Consider the following 16,382-nt stretch of genomic DNA (forward strand, 5'->3'; position numbering starts at 1 on the left):
TTTCAGTTATTGGTGTTATTGGTTTTGCCGTAAGGCGGGATGGCGGAAACCGCCGTCGCCGCGGGGGCGCCGTTGGCGCGGTTCCACCAGCCGCCGCCCAGTGCCTGGAACAGCGCCGCGGTGTCCGCGTAGCGGGCCGCCTGCGCCTGCACCAGCGCGATGTGCGTCTGCTGATAGCTGCGCTGCGCGTCGAGCAGCACCAGGTAGCTGATGCCGCCCAGCTTGTACTGCTGCTCCGACAGGTCCAGCGTTTCCTTGGCCAGCGCTTCCGCCTCGGCCTGCGATTTAAGCGCGGCAGCGTCGGCGTCCAGCGCGCGCAGCGTGTCGGCGACGTTCTGGAACGCGGTCAGCACGGTGGCGCGGTATTGCGACGCCGCCGTATCGTACGCCGCTTCGGCCGCGCGCCGTTGAGCGCTCAGGGCGCCGCCGTTGAAGATCGGCTGGGTCACGCCGGCGGCCAGATTCCACAAGCTGGTCTGCGAGTCGAACAGCTTGCCGAAGGTGTCGGCGGCCGAGCCGTAGCTGCCGCTCAGCGTGAACTGCGGATACTGTGCCGCCGTGGCCACGCCGATCTGCGCGCTGGCCTGGTGCAGCGCTTCTTCACTGGCGCGCACGTCGGGACGCTGGCGCACCAGCGCCGACGGCAACGACACCGGCAGTTGCTCCGGCAAGGTCAGGTTCTCCAGCGCGAATTCCGGCATGCCGCCCTCGCCCGGCAGTTTGCCGGCAAGGACCGATAGCTGATGGCGCGCCTGCGCCAGTGCCTTTTCCAGCGGCGCGATGGTGGCATTGATCTGCGCCACCTGATTACGCTGGCTGAGTACCGAGGTGCGCGGAATGGCACCATACTCGAACTGCTTCTCGATCACGTTCTGCTGCTTGGTCAGTGCATCCAGCACCTCGCGGGTGGCCTTCAGCTGCGCGCGCAGCGAAGCTTCCTGGATCGCCGTGGTGACCACGTTGGCGCTCAGGGTCAGATACGTCGCCTCGACCTGGAAGCGCTGATAATCGATGGCTGCCTGTGCGCTTTCCAGCGTGCGCCGCGTGCGGCCAAAGACGTCCGGCGTATAGGCCACGGCGACCGAAGCGTTATACACGTTGTACACGCCCGCCGCGGCGCCGGCCGTGGCGACGCTGGTTTTCTGCCGCGTCGCGCCCAGCTGTGCATTCACCGAGGGATACAGCAGATTGCCGGCCTGCGCGTTGTAGTTTTCCTGGACCTGGCGCAGCGCCGCTTCGGCGGCGGCCATGTTCGGATTCTGCGCCAGCGCGCCGCGTATCAATTCGTCCAGCGCCGGGGAGCGGAACAGCGTCCACCATTGGGCCGGGATCTCCTGCCCGAACGCGAACTGCTGCGCGGCGCCGCCCGGGCCCGGCGCGGACGCGGTCCGGGATGGCAACGGCGTCGGCGTGTAGCTGTCGCCGGCGGTGGCCGGCGCGGCGGGGGATTTGAAATCGGGCCCGAGTGCGCAACCACCCAAGCCGGCGGCGACCAGCGCCGTCACGCCCATGCGCAGCGTGTAGCGCCGGAGTCGTCCTGTTTGTTGTTGTTTCACGCGATTACTCCTGATGAAGGTGCTAAGCAATACCAAAAGTTAACTTATGTGCATGTGGTTGCACATGTTCGCATTTTTTGCACTTTTGGTGTGCTTTTTATGCATCAGGGGCGCGCGTTTCCCTTCTAAAATCCGCGATTATTTCTTGCAAGCCGCTTAAGCCACGACGGCATCCACGTCAGCGGCAGCAGCGGCGCGGCGGATAGGCAAGCCTTCTTCAACTTTATTGCGAAAGGCCATTCATCCAGTTTTAGAAAGAAGAAACTTTCGATTTTCTTTCGACATTCGTCACAAGCTTGTCATATCGGTTGCCTATAGTAAGTCCTTTAACATCAACAAGTGGGACGATAACAATGAAACCGGGATCGAAATTGAAATGGGCCGGCATCGCCGGCCTTGCCGCGCTGTGCGCCATCGTTGCCGCCTGCGGCGGCGATAACGTGGCTGCGGAAAGCGGACCGCAACGCGTCAAGCACGTATTCGTGATCACCCTGGAAAACAAGGATTACAACGATACGTTCGTCAACAGCACCCAGAATCCCTATCTGCAGAAAACCCTGCCCGGCATGGGCGCGCTGCTGACGCAATATTACGGCACCGGCCACGCCAGCCTGACCAATTACATTGCCATGATCAGCGGCCAGCCGGTGACGCCATCAAGTGGGGGCGACTGCACCACCTACACCGACTTCGTGCAGACCGGCACCAGCGCCGACGGCATCCCGGTCGGCAACGGCTGCGTCTATCCGGCCAGCGTCAAGACTCTGCCGGACCAGCTCAAGACCGCCGGCCTGACCTGGCGCGGCTACATGGAAGACATGGGCAACGACCCGACCCGCGAAAGCGCCACCTGCGGCCATCCGGTCATCGGCACCGCCGACCAGACCAATCACCAGCTGGCGCCAAGCGCCGCCGTGCCCAAGGGCGACCAGTATGCCGCCCGCCACAATCCGTTCGTCTACTTCCATTCGATCATCGACTCCCCGGAATGCAAGACCAACGTGGTCGCGCTGGACAAGCTGGAAACCGACCTGGCAAAAATCGACACGACGCCCAACTTCGTGTTCATCACGCCCAACGTCTGCAACGACGGCCATGACGGCGACGGCACCGGCGCGGCCGGCAAGGGCTGCATCGACGGCCAGCCGGGCGGTCTGAAATCGGCGGATGAATTCCTGAAGGTGTGGGTGCCGAAAATCCTGGCGTCCGAGGCGTACAAAAAGGACGGCCTGCTGATCATTAACTTCGACGAGGGCGGCGCAACGGCCGGCCAGAGCGTCACGGTGGATGCCAGCGGCATGCAGCACATCACGGTCAACTACAACTCCAGCGAGGCGTGCTGCAATCAGGCGGGCGGTCCGAACGTGACCTATCCGTTGACCCTGACCTTCCCGGTTTCGGCCACCATGCAGTACGACCTGAAGTTCCCGGCACCCGGCGGCGGCCGCACCGGCGCCGTGCTGCTGTCGCCGTTCATCAAGCCGGGCACCGTCAGCAACGTCGGCTACAACCACTACGCCATGTTGAAGAGTATCGAGGACATCTTCAAGATCAAGGAGTATCTGGGCTACGCCAACCAATCCGGCCTGGCCGCCTTCGGCAGCGACATCTTCACGAATTGATGAACAAGCGGTTTGCTGCGATCGCCCCGCACTGCGGGGCGCTTCTCCTGGCCCTGACGCTGGTCGCCTGCGAGCGCGCGCCCGCGCCCGCGGCCGCATCCCCGACCGCGGCGGACCGCGCCGCCGTGGCGGCCCTGGGACGCAAGATCTTCTTCGACGCCACCCTGTCCGGCTCCGGCCGACTTTCCTGCGCCAGCTGCCACAACCCGGCCCACGCCTACGGTCCGCCGGACGGCAAGGCGGTGCAGCTGGGTGGCGAACACCTGGACCGCGAAGGCATGCGCGCCGTACCGTCGCTGCGCTACGTGCTGCCGCGCACACCGCGCTGGTTCAAGGAACACCAGCGCGATCCCATCGAGCGCGAGATCGAAGTCGATTCCGTCCCTACCGGCGGTTTCACGCGCGACGGCCGCTTCGACACGCTGCACGACCAGGCCAGGGCGCCGCTGTTCGATCCGGTGGAGATGGCCAACCGCGACGACGCGTCGCTGGCCGCCAGGCTGCGCGCCACCGCCTACGCGGCCGAATTCGCGCGCGTGTTCGGCGCCGCTGCGCTGGCCGACGACCGCAAGGCCGTGAACGGATTGGCGATGGCGCTCGAACGATTCCAGCTCGACGATCCAAGTTTCGCGCCATACACCAGCAAATTCGATCGCGCCCTCAAGGGGCAGGCCCGGCTAAGCGCCCGCGAACAACGCGGCCTGCGCCTGTTCGCCGACCCGGACAAGGGCAACTGCGCCTCATGTCACATCGCCGCGCCGGGCGCAAACGGCGCGCCGCCATTGTTCACCGACTACTCCTTCGCCAACCTGGGCGTGCCGCGCAATCGCAAGCTGGCGGCCAACGCCGATCCGGCGTTCCACGACATCGGCCTGTGCGGCCCGCTGCGCAAAATGCCGGCCGCCCTCGATGACAAATACTGCGGCACGTTCAAGACGCCCAGCCTGCGCAATGTGGCCAGCCGCCAGGTGTTCATGCACAACGGCGTGTTCGACAACCTGGCCGACGCGGTACGCTTCTACGTCGAGCGCGACATCCGGCCCGCACGCTGGTACGGCAAATCGGCTTCGGGCAAAATCGAGCGCTATAACGATTTGCCCGCGGCTTACCGCAGCAACGTCGATCACCTGACCGCGCCGATGAACAGAAAACCCGGTGACAAACCGGCGTTGGACGAAGCGGAGATACAGGACATCGTCGCCTTCCTGCGCACGCTGACCGACGATGATGTGCAATCGTGAGGACGAAAAAAAACCGCCGTCGCTGGCGGTTTTTTCATGAATACCGGAGCCGTCAGGCCAGTTCCGGCGTGGCCACCGCGCCGTATGCGCGATTGACTTCGTTCAGCGAGAACAGGTTGGGGCCATTGGTCTGGGCATCGACGGCTTCCTCGTCGTGCGCCAGGCTGCGGTAGGTCAGCGGTGCTTCATAGCGGATACGCTCATCTTCGCTCACCTTGCCGTCATGGTTGGTATCGGCCGCCATTTCCGAATCCGGCGGCGGCACACCCAGCACGCCGTCTTCGCCGACGCCTGGCAGCGGCTCCGGCGACAGCAGCGGGTTGTTTTCCACGCCCTGGGTTTTCGCTTCGGCGCCGAAGCGGGCCTGGAAAATCTGCGTCTCCGGACGTTCCGTCAGTTTTTTCAGACCTTCGTCGAACTGCTGCAACGCGGTCTTCAGCGACTGATCCTGCGACACGGCCTTGACCAGCGCATTCGCCTGAAACCCGGTGTTGGTGGTATTGCTGGTATTGGTCTGCAGGGGACTGGTGGCGTTAAAGCCCGGCAGCGACAGATAGGCAGCGACCGATGCGCTCAGGTCCGCATTGCTGCCATTGTCGGTGACCTTCGCGGGTTCGACCGCCTTCCCGGCCACCAAAGCCGCGGACAGGGTAGCACCGCCAATGTTGTTCACCATAATCATAATTGACTCCTGCAAGAGAATTCCTCACCCCTGCATTCTATCAGCGTTTTGGCAAGAGTTTCCATTTCATGCAGGCATCTACCGTAAAAAAGTACTCTTTTCCGTAAAAAAACTTGCTTTACAACACTATGTCGATTGATAAAACTTATTGTTGTTTTAGTTTGATAGATTTACATGCATTTACATGCCAAACACGCAACAATCGGCACGATAGTCCATTGTCAAAGTGGTCAGGCCACCGTAGAATTGGTCGACCACTGCATCACAGATTTTTGACCAACCGCGAGCTCGGCCGTCCTCCGGCCCTCCTTTCGGTGGCACGGCATACGCGAGGTGTGCCGACCGGCGTCCGACACAGACCGGCGTCGTTGAACTCAAACTATCTGGAGACAAAATGCATATCACCTTACGCAAAGCCGCTGCCGCGGCATGCCTGCTGCTGGCCGCCGGTTCGGCGCAGTCGGCCGATCCGCTGAAGAACGCCGTCATCACCGCCAGCTACAGCGGCGGCGACATCCTCGGCATCAGCGACAACTATGGCGGCAGCAATGTCAGCGCCCTCGATCCGCTCAATACCAGCGTTGAATTCTTTACGGCCGACGCCATGTTCGGATTCGACTTCGCGGCCGACGGCCGTCTGACCATCTACAACAACAGCAGCATCCCCGCCGGCGCCTACAAGGTCAGCTTCGATTTCGGCGGCACGCTGAACGCCGACATCAAGAGCTTCACCGTCAGCGATGCCGGCGTCACCGGCGGCGCACCGGTGCTCAGCATCGTCAACCCGCATACGATCACCCTCGATCTGAGCGCGGTGGAATGGAACGGCGATTTCAACCCGCTGCAGACCTCCATCACGCTGGCGGCCGCGGTGCCCGAACCGGCCAGCGTGACCATGCTGATGGCCGGCCTGCTCGGGCTGGGACTGCGCGCACGCCGCCGCGGCTAAGCGCCCTCTGACAACTCAAGGAGTAAAAACATGAAACTCTACCGTTTCAGGGCCGCGCTACGCCTGTCGATGCTGATGCTGGCCACCGCCGTCAATGCGGCCACCATCGATCCCGCACTGCAAACCGCGCCGGCCGATGGCTTTGGCAGCGGCACGGTCGGCGGTTCGGCCGCGCTGACGTCGCAGATTTATACCGTTTCCACCCGCCCCCAGCTGCTGGCGGCGATACAGCGCGGCGGCGTGAACCCGAAAATCATCAAGCTGGCCGGCACCATCGACATGACGGAAGGCGTGCCGTATGCGAATACCGGCGACCAGGCCATCCGCGGCCTGATACGCCTGCCCAGCAATACCACGCTGATCGGCGCCGATGCCAATGCAGGCATCGTCAACGGCCATATCGTGGTGTCCAATGTCTCGCAGATCATCATCCGTAACCTGAAGATCGTGAACCCTTGCGATGTGGGGCCGGTCTGGGATCCGACCGACGGCGCGCTGGGCAACTGGAATTCCGCTTACGACGGCATCGGCGTCACCGGCTCGGACCACGTCTGGGTCGATCACGTCAGCTTCACCGATGGCGCCATGAGCGACGATCTGCTGCCGGTCGAGAATGGCCAGATCAAGCAATGCCACGACGGCGCGCTGGACATCACCAACGCATCGGATTACGTGACGGTGTCGTACAACGTGTTCGGCCAGCACCGTAAAAATAATCTGATCGGTTCCAGCGACACGGCGACCGGGGACAACGGCAAGCTGCACATCACGTTCAGTAACAACGTGTTCCGCGACATCGTCAGCCGCGCGCCGCGGGTGCGCTTCGGCCAGGTCCACGTCTACAACAACTACTTCGTCGGCAGCAAATCGCATCCCGCCTACCCGTACGAATACAGCATCGGGGTGGGGCAGCAGGCGCAGATCCTGTCCAACAACAATGTGTTCGAAATCGCCGGCGTGACGCGCTGCGACGAGGTGGTGGAGCCCATCGGCGGCACCATCCCGGGCGCGTTCAGGGATGCCGGCTCGGTGTTGAACGGCGCCGCGCTGGCCGGCTGCTCGACGCCGAACAGCGTCGCCTACAGCGTGCCGTATGCCTACAGCGCGCGGCCGGTGGCGCTGGTCAAGGCCAATGCGATTGCGCAGGCGGGCGCCGGCAAGCTGACGTCCGCCATCAGCGGCAGCGGCAATGTCACGCCCGATCCGACCGTCACCCTCACCTGCCCCGCCACCGGTTTGTATTTCTGCGACGACTTCCAGAACAGCAGCATGGCCAACTGGAACCTGCTGCCGGTGGCAGGCCCGAACGGCAGCTTCGGCGTCAAGGCGGAAAGCGTGGGCGCATCCAACATCGTGATGCAGTATACCGCGGCCTCCACCGGCGGCGTGCTGGCGACGCTGAAGGCGTCCGCCATGGCCAACGTGCCGACCGCCGACTATTACGTCGAAGCGCGCATCAAGCCCATGACCAACAGCACCACCAGCAACAAGCTGCTGTACCTGCTGACGCGCTACAAGGACGCCAGCAACTGGTACGGCGCCGGCCTGAACGTACAGAACGCCACCACCAGCACCCAGGTGGAAATCGCCAAAATGCTGGCCGGCACGCTGACCCGGCCCAAGCAGGTGAAGAAGTCGATCCAGATGGATGCGCAGTTCTACACCGTGCGCTTCGAGATGATCGGCACCACGCTGACCGTCTACCTGGACGGCGAGGCGCTGGGCAGCGTCACCGACAGCGCCTTCGCCGAGCGCGGCGTGATCGGCCTGTACACCGCCAACAAGTCGTTCCAGATCGATGATGTGCGCATCGGCGATCCATCGCTCAAGCCTTCGCAGCTGACCTTGAACCCGGCCACGCCAAGCTACGCGGCGGAAGTGGGCGATGCGCCGCTGGCGGTCGGCGTCACCGCCGTCAAGCCCGATGGCTCGCTGGACAGCTTCAGCGCCGCTTCCAGCAATCCGGCCGTGGCCGCGGTGGCGATCAATGGCACCACGCTGACCGTCACCCCGGTCGGCGCCGGCAACGCCACCATCAGCGTCACCAGCGACTCCGATTCCACCCTGCAGCGCGTGATCGCCGCCACCATCAGCCCGCAGTTCGTGCAGCCGACGCAGAGCTACGCGCTCGGCGGCGCCGCCCTGCCGGCCGCACACGCCGACGCCATCAACATCGACGCTTCGCTGTCGCTGACGTTTGATAATCCGCCGGTCCTGGGCGCCGGCGGTACCATCCGCATCTTCCGCAAGGCCGATAACGCGCAGGTGGATGTGATACGGCTGTCCGGCGAGACCGATGTCCTGGGCTATCCTGGTCAGGCGAACGTCCGCAAGGTGAACACCACGCCCGTCAGCATCAGCGGCAACACCGTCACCATCAAGCCGCACGCCAACAAGCTCGCTTACGGCACCGAGTACTACGTCGCCATCGCCAACGGCGTGCTGACCGGCGCCTCGCTGGGCGGCGTGCCGTTCGTCGGCATCGGCAAGCTGGGCGACTGGTCGTTCACCACCCGCGACAGCGGCCCCGCGACCGGCAGCACCAGCCTGACCGTGGGCGCCGGCAGCGATGCGGACTTCAACACCGTACAGGGCGCGCTCAACTTCGCCATGCAGGAAAGCCAGGCCACGCCGGTCACCATCAACGTCCGCGACGGCGTCTACAACGAGCTGCTCTACCTGCGCGGCAAGGACAACGTTACGCTGAAAGGTGAAAGCCGCGACGGCGCCATCATCCAGTACACCAACTACGACACGCTCAACACCGGCTCCGGCGCCAGCCAGACCAGCGCCGACGCGGCGGCTGCCGGCGGCCGCGCGGTGATGCTGGTGGAATCGTCCGACATGCTGGTGCTGGACACCATCACGCTGAGGAACACCACGCTGCGCTCCGGCGCCATCTCGGCGCAGGCGGAAACCATCTACTTCAATGCCGACACCGGCCGCCTGGTCGCCAAAAACGCCAACTTCTACAGCGAGCAGGATACGCTGAACCTGAAGGGCTACGCCTGGTTCTATCACAGCCTGGTGGCGGGCAACGTCGACTTCATCTGGGGCAGCAGCCGCGCCGCCCTGTTCGAGGAAAGCGAGATCCGCTCGGTGGGCGACACCAGCAATGCCGGCAGCGGCGGCTACATCCTGCAAGCGCGCGCCGCCAATGCAGGCGACAAGGGCTACGTCTTCCTCAACAGCCGCCTGACGCACGGCGCCGGACCCGGACCGCTGCATGGCGACGTACCGACCGGCGCCACCTACCTGGCGCGCAGCGCCGGCAATGCCGCGTACTGGGACAACATCGCCTTCATCAACACGCGGATGGACAGTCACATCGCCGCCGTGGGCTGGGCGGCCGCCGGCGTGAACAGCCAGCCGGCCCCGAACCCGGCCGTGGCCAGCGCCGCCAGCGGCTGGCGCGAGTACGGCAGCACCACGCTGTCCGGTGAGCCGATCAACCTGGCGGCGCGCGTCGGCGGCTTCCAGCTCAGCGCCAGCGACGTGGCGGCCGGCTTTGCCGACCGCGCCAGGGTGTTTGCCGCCTACGGCAACGGCATGGGCTGGAATCCCCAGCCCTGAGGACCCCAATCGGGGGATGCGCGGCAAGCTCTCTTTTTATATGATAGATTGTTTCATCGGCGCGAGACCGTTGGTTAAAAGCGCAAAGGTCTCCGCCGCCAATAACAATCCTAATCAAGGAGTCCCTTATGCGCTTCCTGCTGCTCATCCCCTTTATCGGCCTGCTGTGGCTGCCTTTCTATAACCAGGAACTGCCGTCGCTGTTCGGCTTCCCGTTCTTTTACTGGTATCAGTTCCTGTGGGTGCCGCTGACGGCGCTCATCATCTGGCTCGTCTACCAGAACGATTTGAAGCAGGGAGTCGAATGATGGGCGAGAACGTCAACTGGACCGCGTTAGGCGTCTTCATCTTCTTCTTTGCGCTGGTGACGGTGATGGGCTTCTGGGCCTCGCGCTGGCAGAGCGGCAAGGAAAACAAGGGCGCCCACCTCGACGAATGGGGCCTGGGCGGCCGCAACTTCGGCACCTGGATCACCTGGTTCCTGGTCGGCGGCGACTTCTACACCGCCTACACCGTGATCGCCGTGCCGGCGCTGGTGTACGCGGTCGGCGCCTACGGCTTCTTCGCGCTGCCGTACACGATTCTGGTCTACCCCATCGTCTACACCATCATGCCCAAGCTGTGGCACGCCGCCCAGAAGGCCGGCCATGTCACCGCCGCCGACGTGGTGTTCGGCCGCTATCGTTCCCGTCCGCTGGAATTCGCCATCGCGCTGACCGGCGTGATCGCCACCATGCCGTACATCGCGCTGCAACTGGTCGGCATGGAAGTGGTGATCAAGGCGCTGGGCCTGACCGGCGAGCTGCCGCTGGCCGCCGCCTTCGTGATCCTGGCGCTGTACACCTACTCGGCCGGCCTGCGCGCGCCGGCGCTGATCGCCTTCGTCAAGGACCTGATGATCTACATCGTGGTGCTGGTGGCGGTGGTGCTGGTGCCGGCCAAGCTGGGCGGCTACGGCGCGGTGTTCTCCGCCGCCGGCGACGCGTTCGCGGCCAAGGGCGGCGCCACCGGCCTGACGCTGAAACCGGCGCAGGTGCTGCCGTTCGCCACGCTGGCCCTGGGTTCGGCCATGGCGGCGTTCATGTATCCGCACACGCTGACCGGCATCTTTGCCGCCAAGAGCGCGGACACCATCCGCAAGAACGCCGTGTTCCTGCCGGCTTATACCATCCTGCTCGGCCTGATCGCGCTGCTGGGCTTCATGGCGTATGCCGCCAAGATCCACGTCGCCACCAATAACGACGTGGTGCCGGCGCTGTTCAACGCCCTGTTCCCGAGCTGGTTCGCCGGCTTCGCCTTCTCGGCCATCGCCATCGGCGCGCTGGTGCCGGCGGCCGTGATGTCGATCGGCGCGGCGAATCTGTTCACGCGTAACTTCTGGAAGCCGTACGTGAACCCGAACATCCAGCCGGACGGCGAGGCCAAGGTGGCCAAGCTGGTGTCGCTGGTGGTCAAGGTCGGCGCGCTGGTCTGCATCCTGTTCCTGCCGACCAAATTCGCGCTGGACCTGCAGCTGCTGGGCGGCGTCTGGATCCTGCAGACCTTCCCGTCGGTGGTGTTCGGCCTGTTCTTCGGCTGGTTCGGCGCGCGTGCGCTGCTGAGCGGCTGGGCGGTCGGCATCATCACCGGCAGCTACCTGGCGATCAGCGACGGCATCAAGCCGGTGCACACCCTGGTGTTCGGCAGCGACAGCTACACCCTGTACACCGGACTGCTGGCATTGGCCGTCAACATCGTCATCGCCGTCATCGTGCAGGTCGTGGCGGGAGGCAAACGCGCGGCGTAGTGTCATCATTTCGTCACAAGAATGGGGTAGCATGCCGCACACGCGTGCTACGCTTTGCGGCATGCTGCCCCAGTTCAACTTGACGACAATGACCATGACAAAAAAACTGTCGCTGCGCGCCCTCGTGGTCGCCGCTTCCTGCCTCGCGATACAAACCGTCTACGCCGCGCCCACCACCGCCGCCACCCTGCCCAAGCTGGTCGTCGTGCTGGTGGTGGACGGCCTGCCGAACGAGCAGGTGCAGCGCTACCGCGACCAGTTCGGCCAGGGCGGCCTGCGCCGCATGCTGGACCAGGGCGCATCGTTCAGCAACGCCCACCAGGCACACGGCGTGACCGTCACCGCCATCGGCCATAGCGCCGTACTGACCGGCGCCTATCCCTACGTGCACGGCATCATCGGTAACAACTGGATCGACCCGCTCACCAAAAAATCGGTCTACTGCACCGAAGACACCAACTACACCTATATCGGCGAGGAGACCAAGCCGTCCGACGGCACCTCGCCGAACAAGCTGAAAGTGAACACCCTGGGCGACGAGCTGCGCTATGCCACCGGCAGCAAGAGCAAGGTGGTCACCGTGTCGGGCAAGGACCGCGGCGCGATTCTGCTGGCGGGCAAGACCGGCACCGCCTACATGTACATGGACAAGACCGGCAACTTCTCCAGCTCCACCTACTACATGAAGCAGCACCCGGAATGGGTCACCAAATATGAAGCGGCCAAACCGCAGGACCGCTACTACGGCAAGACCTGGGCGCCGCTGCTGCCGGCGGCGGCCTACGAAGGCGACGCCAGCGAAGACCTGAACGTGCCGAAGGCCGGCACCCACAACCGCCTGCCCTACACCTACTACAGCGAGAGCGGCGAGATCGATGCCGGCTATTACGCCAGCCTGCGCGTCGGCCCGTATCTGGATCAGCTGACGCTGGACTTCGCGCGCGCCGCCGTCGAAGGCGAAAACCTGGGCCGCAATCCGGCCGGCGTGCCGGACATCCTGGGCGTCAGCCTGTCTGCGCACGACTACATCAACCATGCGTTTGGGCCGGAAAGCAAGATGTCGCACGACCATCTGCAACGCCTGGACCGCATGGTCGCCGAGTTCTTCACTTACCTGGACAAGCGTGTCGGCATGGACAATGTGCTGGTGGTGCTGACCGCGGACCATGGCTTCCCCAACACGCCGGAATTCGCCAAAACCCAGCACCTGGATGCCGAGCGCCTCGACGGCGACAAGCTGATGGCCGCGCTGAACCAGCATCTGGAGCAGAAGTTCGGTGTCGCCAAACTGGTGCAAGCGTGGTCGCTGCCGAACATCCACCTGGACTACAGGCTGGTCGAGCAGAACAAGCTGAAGCGCGAGGAAGTGGAAACCGCCGCCGCGCGCTATCTGCTGGCGCAGAACGGCATCGCGGACGCATTCACCCGCACGCAGTTCGAAAGCGGCGCGGTGCAAGGCACTCACATCGCCACCTTGATGCGTCGCGCCTGGAACCGCGATAACTCGGGCGACCTGATGGTGATCACCAAGCCGTTCTGGTTCTTCGGCACGGGCGTCAGCGGCACCTCGCACGGCTCGCCGTACGCTTACGACACCAACGTGCCGCTGATGATCATGGGTAAACGCTGGGTCAAGCCGGGCGCTTACGGGCAGTACGCGGAAGTGGTCGACATCGCGCCGACCCTGGCCAACCTGCTGCACGTGCGTCCGCCGGCAGGCGCGGAAGGCCGCGTGCTGACGGAGACGCTGCGCTGATCAGGCCACGGTATCCAGATACTGATTCAGATGATCGAAGTTCAGCGGCTTCGAGAAATGCTGGGTGAAGCCCGCCGCGACCGCCTTCTTGGCGGAATCGCGGTCGGCGGAACCGGTGACGGCGATGATCGGAATCGACTGCGCGCCGGGGATGCGGCGGATGGCGCGCACCGCGCCGTAGCCGTCCATCCACGGCATGCCCAGATCCATGATGATCGCGCGCGGCAGCGCATCGCGCACCCAGTCGCACGCTTCGTAACCGTTGTGCGCGGCGGCGGTCTCGTAGCCGTGGCATTGCAGCATCGCCGACAGCGTCTCCACCACATCGACATTATCGTCCACCACCAGAACCTGTTTTGCGCTTGCCATGATTTGCCTCACTTTTATTGAACTCGTGAGGTCATCGTAGCAATGGATGAGCTAGTCGTATGTTCGACAGCGCACCTAATCCGCAGTCACTCCGGGGTCAGGTCTGACTTTGGTACACGAGCCCGTGTGCGATTGGCAGAACTGACCCCGGATTTGTATCGGACGCCGAGCTCGGCGGTAAACTGCCAGAATGGTTGTTGAGGCAACCGGCACGGTCTCAGCGCCCCATGGGTTGTCTCGCCTGATGAAACAACCACATGCGAGGACATTTTGCGACTTCCACTCATTCCGCCGGGCGAACTCACGCCCGAACAGAAACCCTTGTACGACAGCATGCGCAAGGGTATTGCCAGCAATTTCAATGCCTTCAAAGTCGAGCGCGAGGATGGCGCCCTGATGGGGCCTTGGAATCCCTGGCTGCATGAGCCGCAGATCGGCAAGGCGATCTGGGATCTGACCCTGGCCATGACCGCCAACGCGGTGCTGCCCGATAACGTGCGCCAGATTGCCATTCTGGTGGTCGGCGCGCGCTACGACGCCGCCTATGAAATCTACGCCCACGTCGCCGTCGCCGAGAAGGAAGGCATGTCGGCCGAGCGCCTGGCCGCGCTGGTGGCCGACCAGAAGCCCACCGATTTGAACCAGCAGGAAAATATCGCTTTCGATTTTTCCTATGCGCTGTGCCGCGGCGGCACGCTGCCGGAGCCGCTGTATCGCCTGGCCGTCGACACCTTCGGCCAGCACGGCACCAATGAGCTGATTTACCTGGTCGGCCTGTACGCCCTGGTGTCGACCACACTGAACGGCTTTAACGTGCCGGTGCCGGAACGTGAATAAACGCGATCCCGTCACCCTGCGCGACGCCCGCATTGCCCCCGCCAGCCGCGCCGCTTCGGAATTCGGCAGCGTCGCGCTGGTGCTGCAGGGCGGCGGCGCGCTGGGCGCTTACCAGGCCGGCGTCTACGAACGGCTGCTGGCTGCCGGCATCGAGCCGACCTGGATCGCCGGCATTTCGATCGGCGCCATCAACAGCGCCATCATCGCCGGCAACCCCAGGGAGCAGCGCCTCGCACGGCTGCGCGAATTCTGGGAGCTGGTCAGCGGCAGCGCCACCGGCGCGCCGATCTACTGGTCCGGCGCGCCGATGGTCGATACGGTGCGCGCCTGGGTCAATCAGCTGGCCGCCGAACGCGCTTTTACCCAGGGCGTGGCCGGCTTTTTCACGCCGCGGGTGCCGCCACCCTATCTGCTGTGGAACGGTGGCGGCGCCACCAGCTATTACGATACGGCGCCGCTGCGCGCAACACTGGAGAGGCTGGTCGATTTCGACCGCATCAATGCCCGGGAGACGCGGCTCAGCGTCGGCGCGGTGAATGTCCGCACCGGCAATTTCGCCTATTTCGACAATACGGTAGACCGCATCCGTCCCGAGCACATCATGGCCAGCGGCGCCCTGCCGCCCGGCTTCGACGCGGTGGAGATCGACGGCGAACAGTACTGGGACGGCGGCATGGTGTCGAATACGCCGCTGGAATGGGTGCTGTCGAATGGCACCGGGCTGGACACGCTGGTGTGGCAGGTCGACCTGTGGAGCGCCCACGGCGAACTGCCGCGCGACCTGGCCAGCGTCGCCACGCGCATGAAGGAGATCCAGTATTCGAGCCGCACGCGCAGCGCCACCGATTCCTTGCGCAAGGTGAAAAAACTACGCAGCACCCTGTGCGAGCTGCTGGACATGATCCCGGCCGACGTGGCGGCATCGCCGCAGGCGCGGGCGCTGGCCGCGGCGGCCGATCCGGCGCTTTACAACATCGTCGAACTGATTTATCGCTCGGCGACATACGAAGGTCAATATAAAGACGTAGAATTTTCCCGCAGGACGATGAACGAGCACTGGCAGGCAGGCCATGCCGACGCCGACGCCACGCTCGCGCATGAAGAAATTCTCCGGCTTCCGAGTTCCGACAACAACCCCGCCGTGTTCGACTTTCTGACGAAACCGGCCCAACCTTTGAAGAGACCATCATGAACCTGAAAGACAAAGTAGCCGTCGTCACCGGCGCGGCCAGCGGCATCGGCAAGGAAATCGCCACCGTCTATTTTCAAAACGGCGCCAAGGTCGTCATCGCCGACCTGAATCTGGCATCGGCGCAGGCGGTCGCCAGCGAGCTCGATCCGTCCGGCCAGCGCGCCATCGCGGTGGCGATGGATGTCACCAATGAGGAACAGGTCGACGCCGGCATCGCCGCCGCCGCCGACAAGCTGGGCGGCATCGACGTGCTGGTGTCGAACGCCGGCATCCAGATCGTGGCGCCGATGGAGTCGTTCAAATTCGCCGACTGGAAGAAGATGCTGGCGATCCACCTGGACGGCGCCTTCCTCACCACGCGTGCCTGCCTGCAGCGCATGTATCAACAGAAGCGCGGCGGCAGCATCATCTATATGGGCTCGGTGCACTCGAAGGAAGCGTCGGTGCTGAAGGCGCCGTACGTGACGGCCAAGCACGGCCTGGTCGGCCTGTGCAAGACGGTCGCCAAGGAAGGCGCCGCCCACGGCGTGCGCGCCAACGTGATCTGCCCCGGCTTCGTGCGCACGCCGCTGGTGGAAAAGCAGATCCCCGAACAGGCCAAGGAGCTGGGCATCAGCGAGGACGACGTGGTCAAGAAAGTGATGCTGAAGGAAACCGTGGACGGCGAATTCACCACCGTCGACGACGTCGCCCAGACCGCGCTGTTCCTGGCCGCCTTCCCGTCGAATGCTCTGACCGGTCAGTCGATCGTCGTCAGCCACGGCTGGTTCATGCAGTAAGCAGCCGCGCCGCCGTATAATGCACACTCCGCAAGCACGA

At 64.1% G+C, this 16,382-nt stretch carries 13 protein-coding genes; 10 read left to right on the forward strand and 3 right to left on the reverse strand.

The genetic code is table 11. The features are described from left to right. Positions 1 to 2: 2 nt before the first annotated feature. Entirely contained in the window at positions 3 to 1,556 is a 1,554-nt protein-coding gene (locus E4L98_RS25835) for an efflux transporter outer membrane subunit (RefSeq protein ID WP_229257579.1), read from the reverse strand. Positions 1,557 to 1,909: 353 nt separating this feature from the next. Between E4L98_RS25835 and E4L98_RS25840 the strand changes: the two genes are divergently transcribed. Together E4L98_RS25840 and E4L98_RS25845 are read left to right on the forward strand one after the other, a co-directional pair. Beyond that, positions 1,910 to 3,178: an alkaline phosphatase family protein gene (locus E4L98_RS25840; RefSeq protein ID WP_135204405.1), complete on the forward strand. Its 1,269-nt coding sequence runs from the start codon at positions 1,910 to 1,912 to the stop codon at positions 3,176 to 3,178. Then, entirely contained in the window at positions 3,178 to 4,419 is a 1,242-nt protein-coding gene (locus E4L98_RS25845) for a cytochrome-c peroxidase (RefSeq protein WP_135204406.1), read from the forward strand. The genes E4L98_RS25840 and E4L98_RS25845 overlap by 1 nt, the downstream gene beginning before the upstream one ends. Positions 4,420 to 4,471: 52 nt before the next feature. On the opposite strand, the gene E4L98_RS25850 is transcribed toward E4L98_RS25845, so the two are convergent. Further along, on the reverse strand, positions 4,472 to 5,101 hold the full coding sequence (locus tag E4L98_RS25850; RefSeq protein ID WP_135204407.1) for a hypothetical protein: 630 nt from the start codon (positions 5,099 to 5,101) through the stop codon (positions 4,472 to 4,474). Between the two features lie 394 nt (positions 5,102 to 5,495). Between E4L98_RS25850 and E4L98_RS30940 the strand changes: the two genes are divergently transcribed. From E4L98_RS30940 to E4L98_RS25875, 5 genes are all read left to right on the forward strand, one after another. Then, the gene (locus E4L98_RS30940; protein ID WP_229257580.1) at positions 5,496 to 6,050 is read left to right on the forward strand and encodes a PEP-CTERM sorting domain-containing protein; all 555 of its coding nucleotides are present in this window, start codon (positions 5,496 to 5,498) and stop codon (positions 6,048 to 6,050) included. A 30-nt stretch (positions 6,051 to 6,080) separates the two neighbouring features. After that, the gene (locus E4L98_RS25860; RefSeq protein ID WP_135204408.1) at positions 6,081 to 9,623 is read left to right on the forward strand and encodes a pectinesterase family protein; all 3,543 of its coding nucleotides are present in this window, start codon (positions 6,081 to 6,083) and stop codon (positions 9,621 to 9,623) included. Positions 9,624 to 9,751: 128 nt separating this feature from the next. Continuing rightward, positions 9,752 to 9,931: a DUF3311 domain-containing protein gene (locus E4L98_RS25865; RefSeq protein ID WP_135204409.1), complete on the forward strand. Its 180-nt coding sequence runs from the start codon at positions 9,752 to 9,754 to the stop codon at positions 9,929 to 9,931. Further along, positions 9,931 to 11,409 carry a monocarboxylate uptake permease MctP gene (gene mctP / locus E4L98_RS25870; RefSeq protein ID WP_135204447.1) on the forward strand — a complete coding sequence of 493 codons (1,479 nt, stop codon included), beginning with the start codon at positions 9,931 to 9,933 and terminating at the stop codon, positions 11,407 to 11,409. The genes E4L98_RS25865 and mctP overlap by 1 nt, the downstream gene beginning before the upstream one ends. A gap of 94 nt (positions 11,410 to 11,503) precedes the next feature. Beyond that, positions 11,504 to 13,165 carry an alkaline phosphatase family protein gene (locus E4L98_RS25875; RefSeq protein ID WP_135204410.1) on the forward strand — a complete coding sequence of 554 codons (1,662 nt, stop codon included), beginning with the start codon at positions 11,504 to 11,506 and terminating at the stop codon, positions 13,163 to 13,165. On the opposite strand, the gene E4L98_RS25880 is transcribed toward E4L98_RS25875, so the two are convergent. Further along, positions 13,166 to 13,534, reverse strand: a complete 369-nt coding sequence (locus E4L98_RS25880; protein WP_135204411.1) for a response regulator — start codon at positions 13,532 to 13,534, stop codon at positions 13,166 to 13,168. Positions 13,535 to 13,804: 270 nt separating this feature from the next. Between E4L98_RS25880 and E4L98_RS25885 the strand changes: the two genes are divergently transcribed. From E4L98_RS25885 to E4L98_RS25895, 3 genes are read left to right on the forward strand one after another with little or no spacing between them, the layout of a single operon-like run. Beyond that, positions 13,805 to 14,371, forward strand: a complete 567-nt coding sequence (locus E4L98_RS25885; protein ID WP_135204412.1) for a carboxymuconolactone decarboxylase family protein — start codon at positions 13,805 to 13,807, stop codon at positions 14,369 to 14,371. After that, on the forward strand, positions 14,364 to 15,563 hold the full coding sequence (locus tag E4L98_RS25890; RefSeq protein WP_229257581.1) for a patatin-like phospholipase family protein: 1,200 nt from the start codon (positions 14,364 to 14,366) through the stop codon (positions 15,561 to 15,563). Before E4L98_RS25885 ends, E4L98_RS25890 begins: the two co-directional genes overlap by 8 nt. Beyond that, complete coding sequence (locus tag E4L98_RS25895; RefSeq protein WP_135204413.1) at positions 15,560 to 16,342, forward strand: 3-hydroxybutyrate dehydrogenase; 783 nt, start codon at positions 15,560 to 15,562, stop codon at positions 16,340 to 16,342. The genes E4L98_RS25890 and E4L98_RS25895 overlap by 4 nt, the downstream gene beginning before the upstream one ends. The last annotated feature ends 40 nt before the right edge of the window (positions 16,343 to 16,382 follow it).

This window comes from Duganella callida (assembly GCF_004614165.1).
Taxonomy (GTDB): Bacteria; Pseudomonadota; Gammaproteobacteria; order Burkholderiales; family Burkholderiaceae_D; genus Rugamonas; species Rugamonas callida.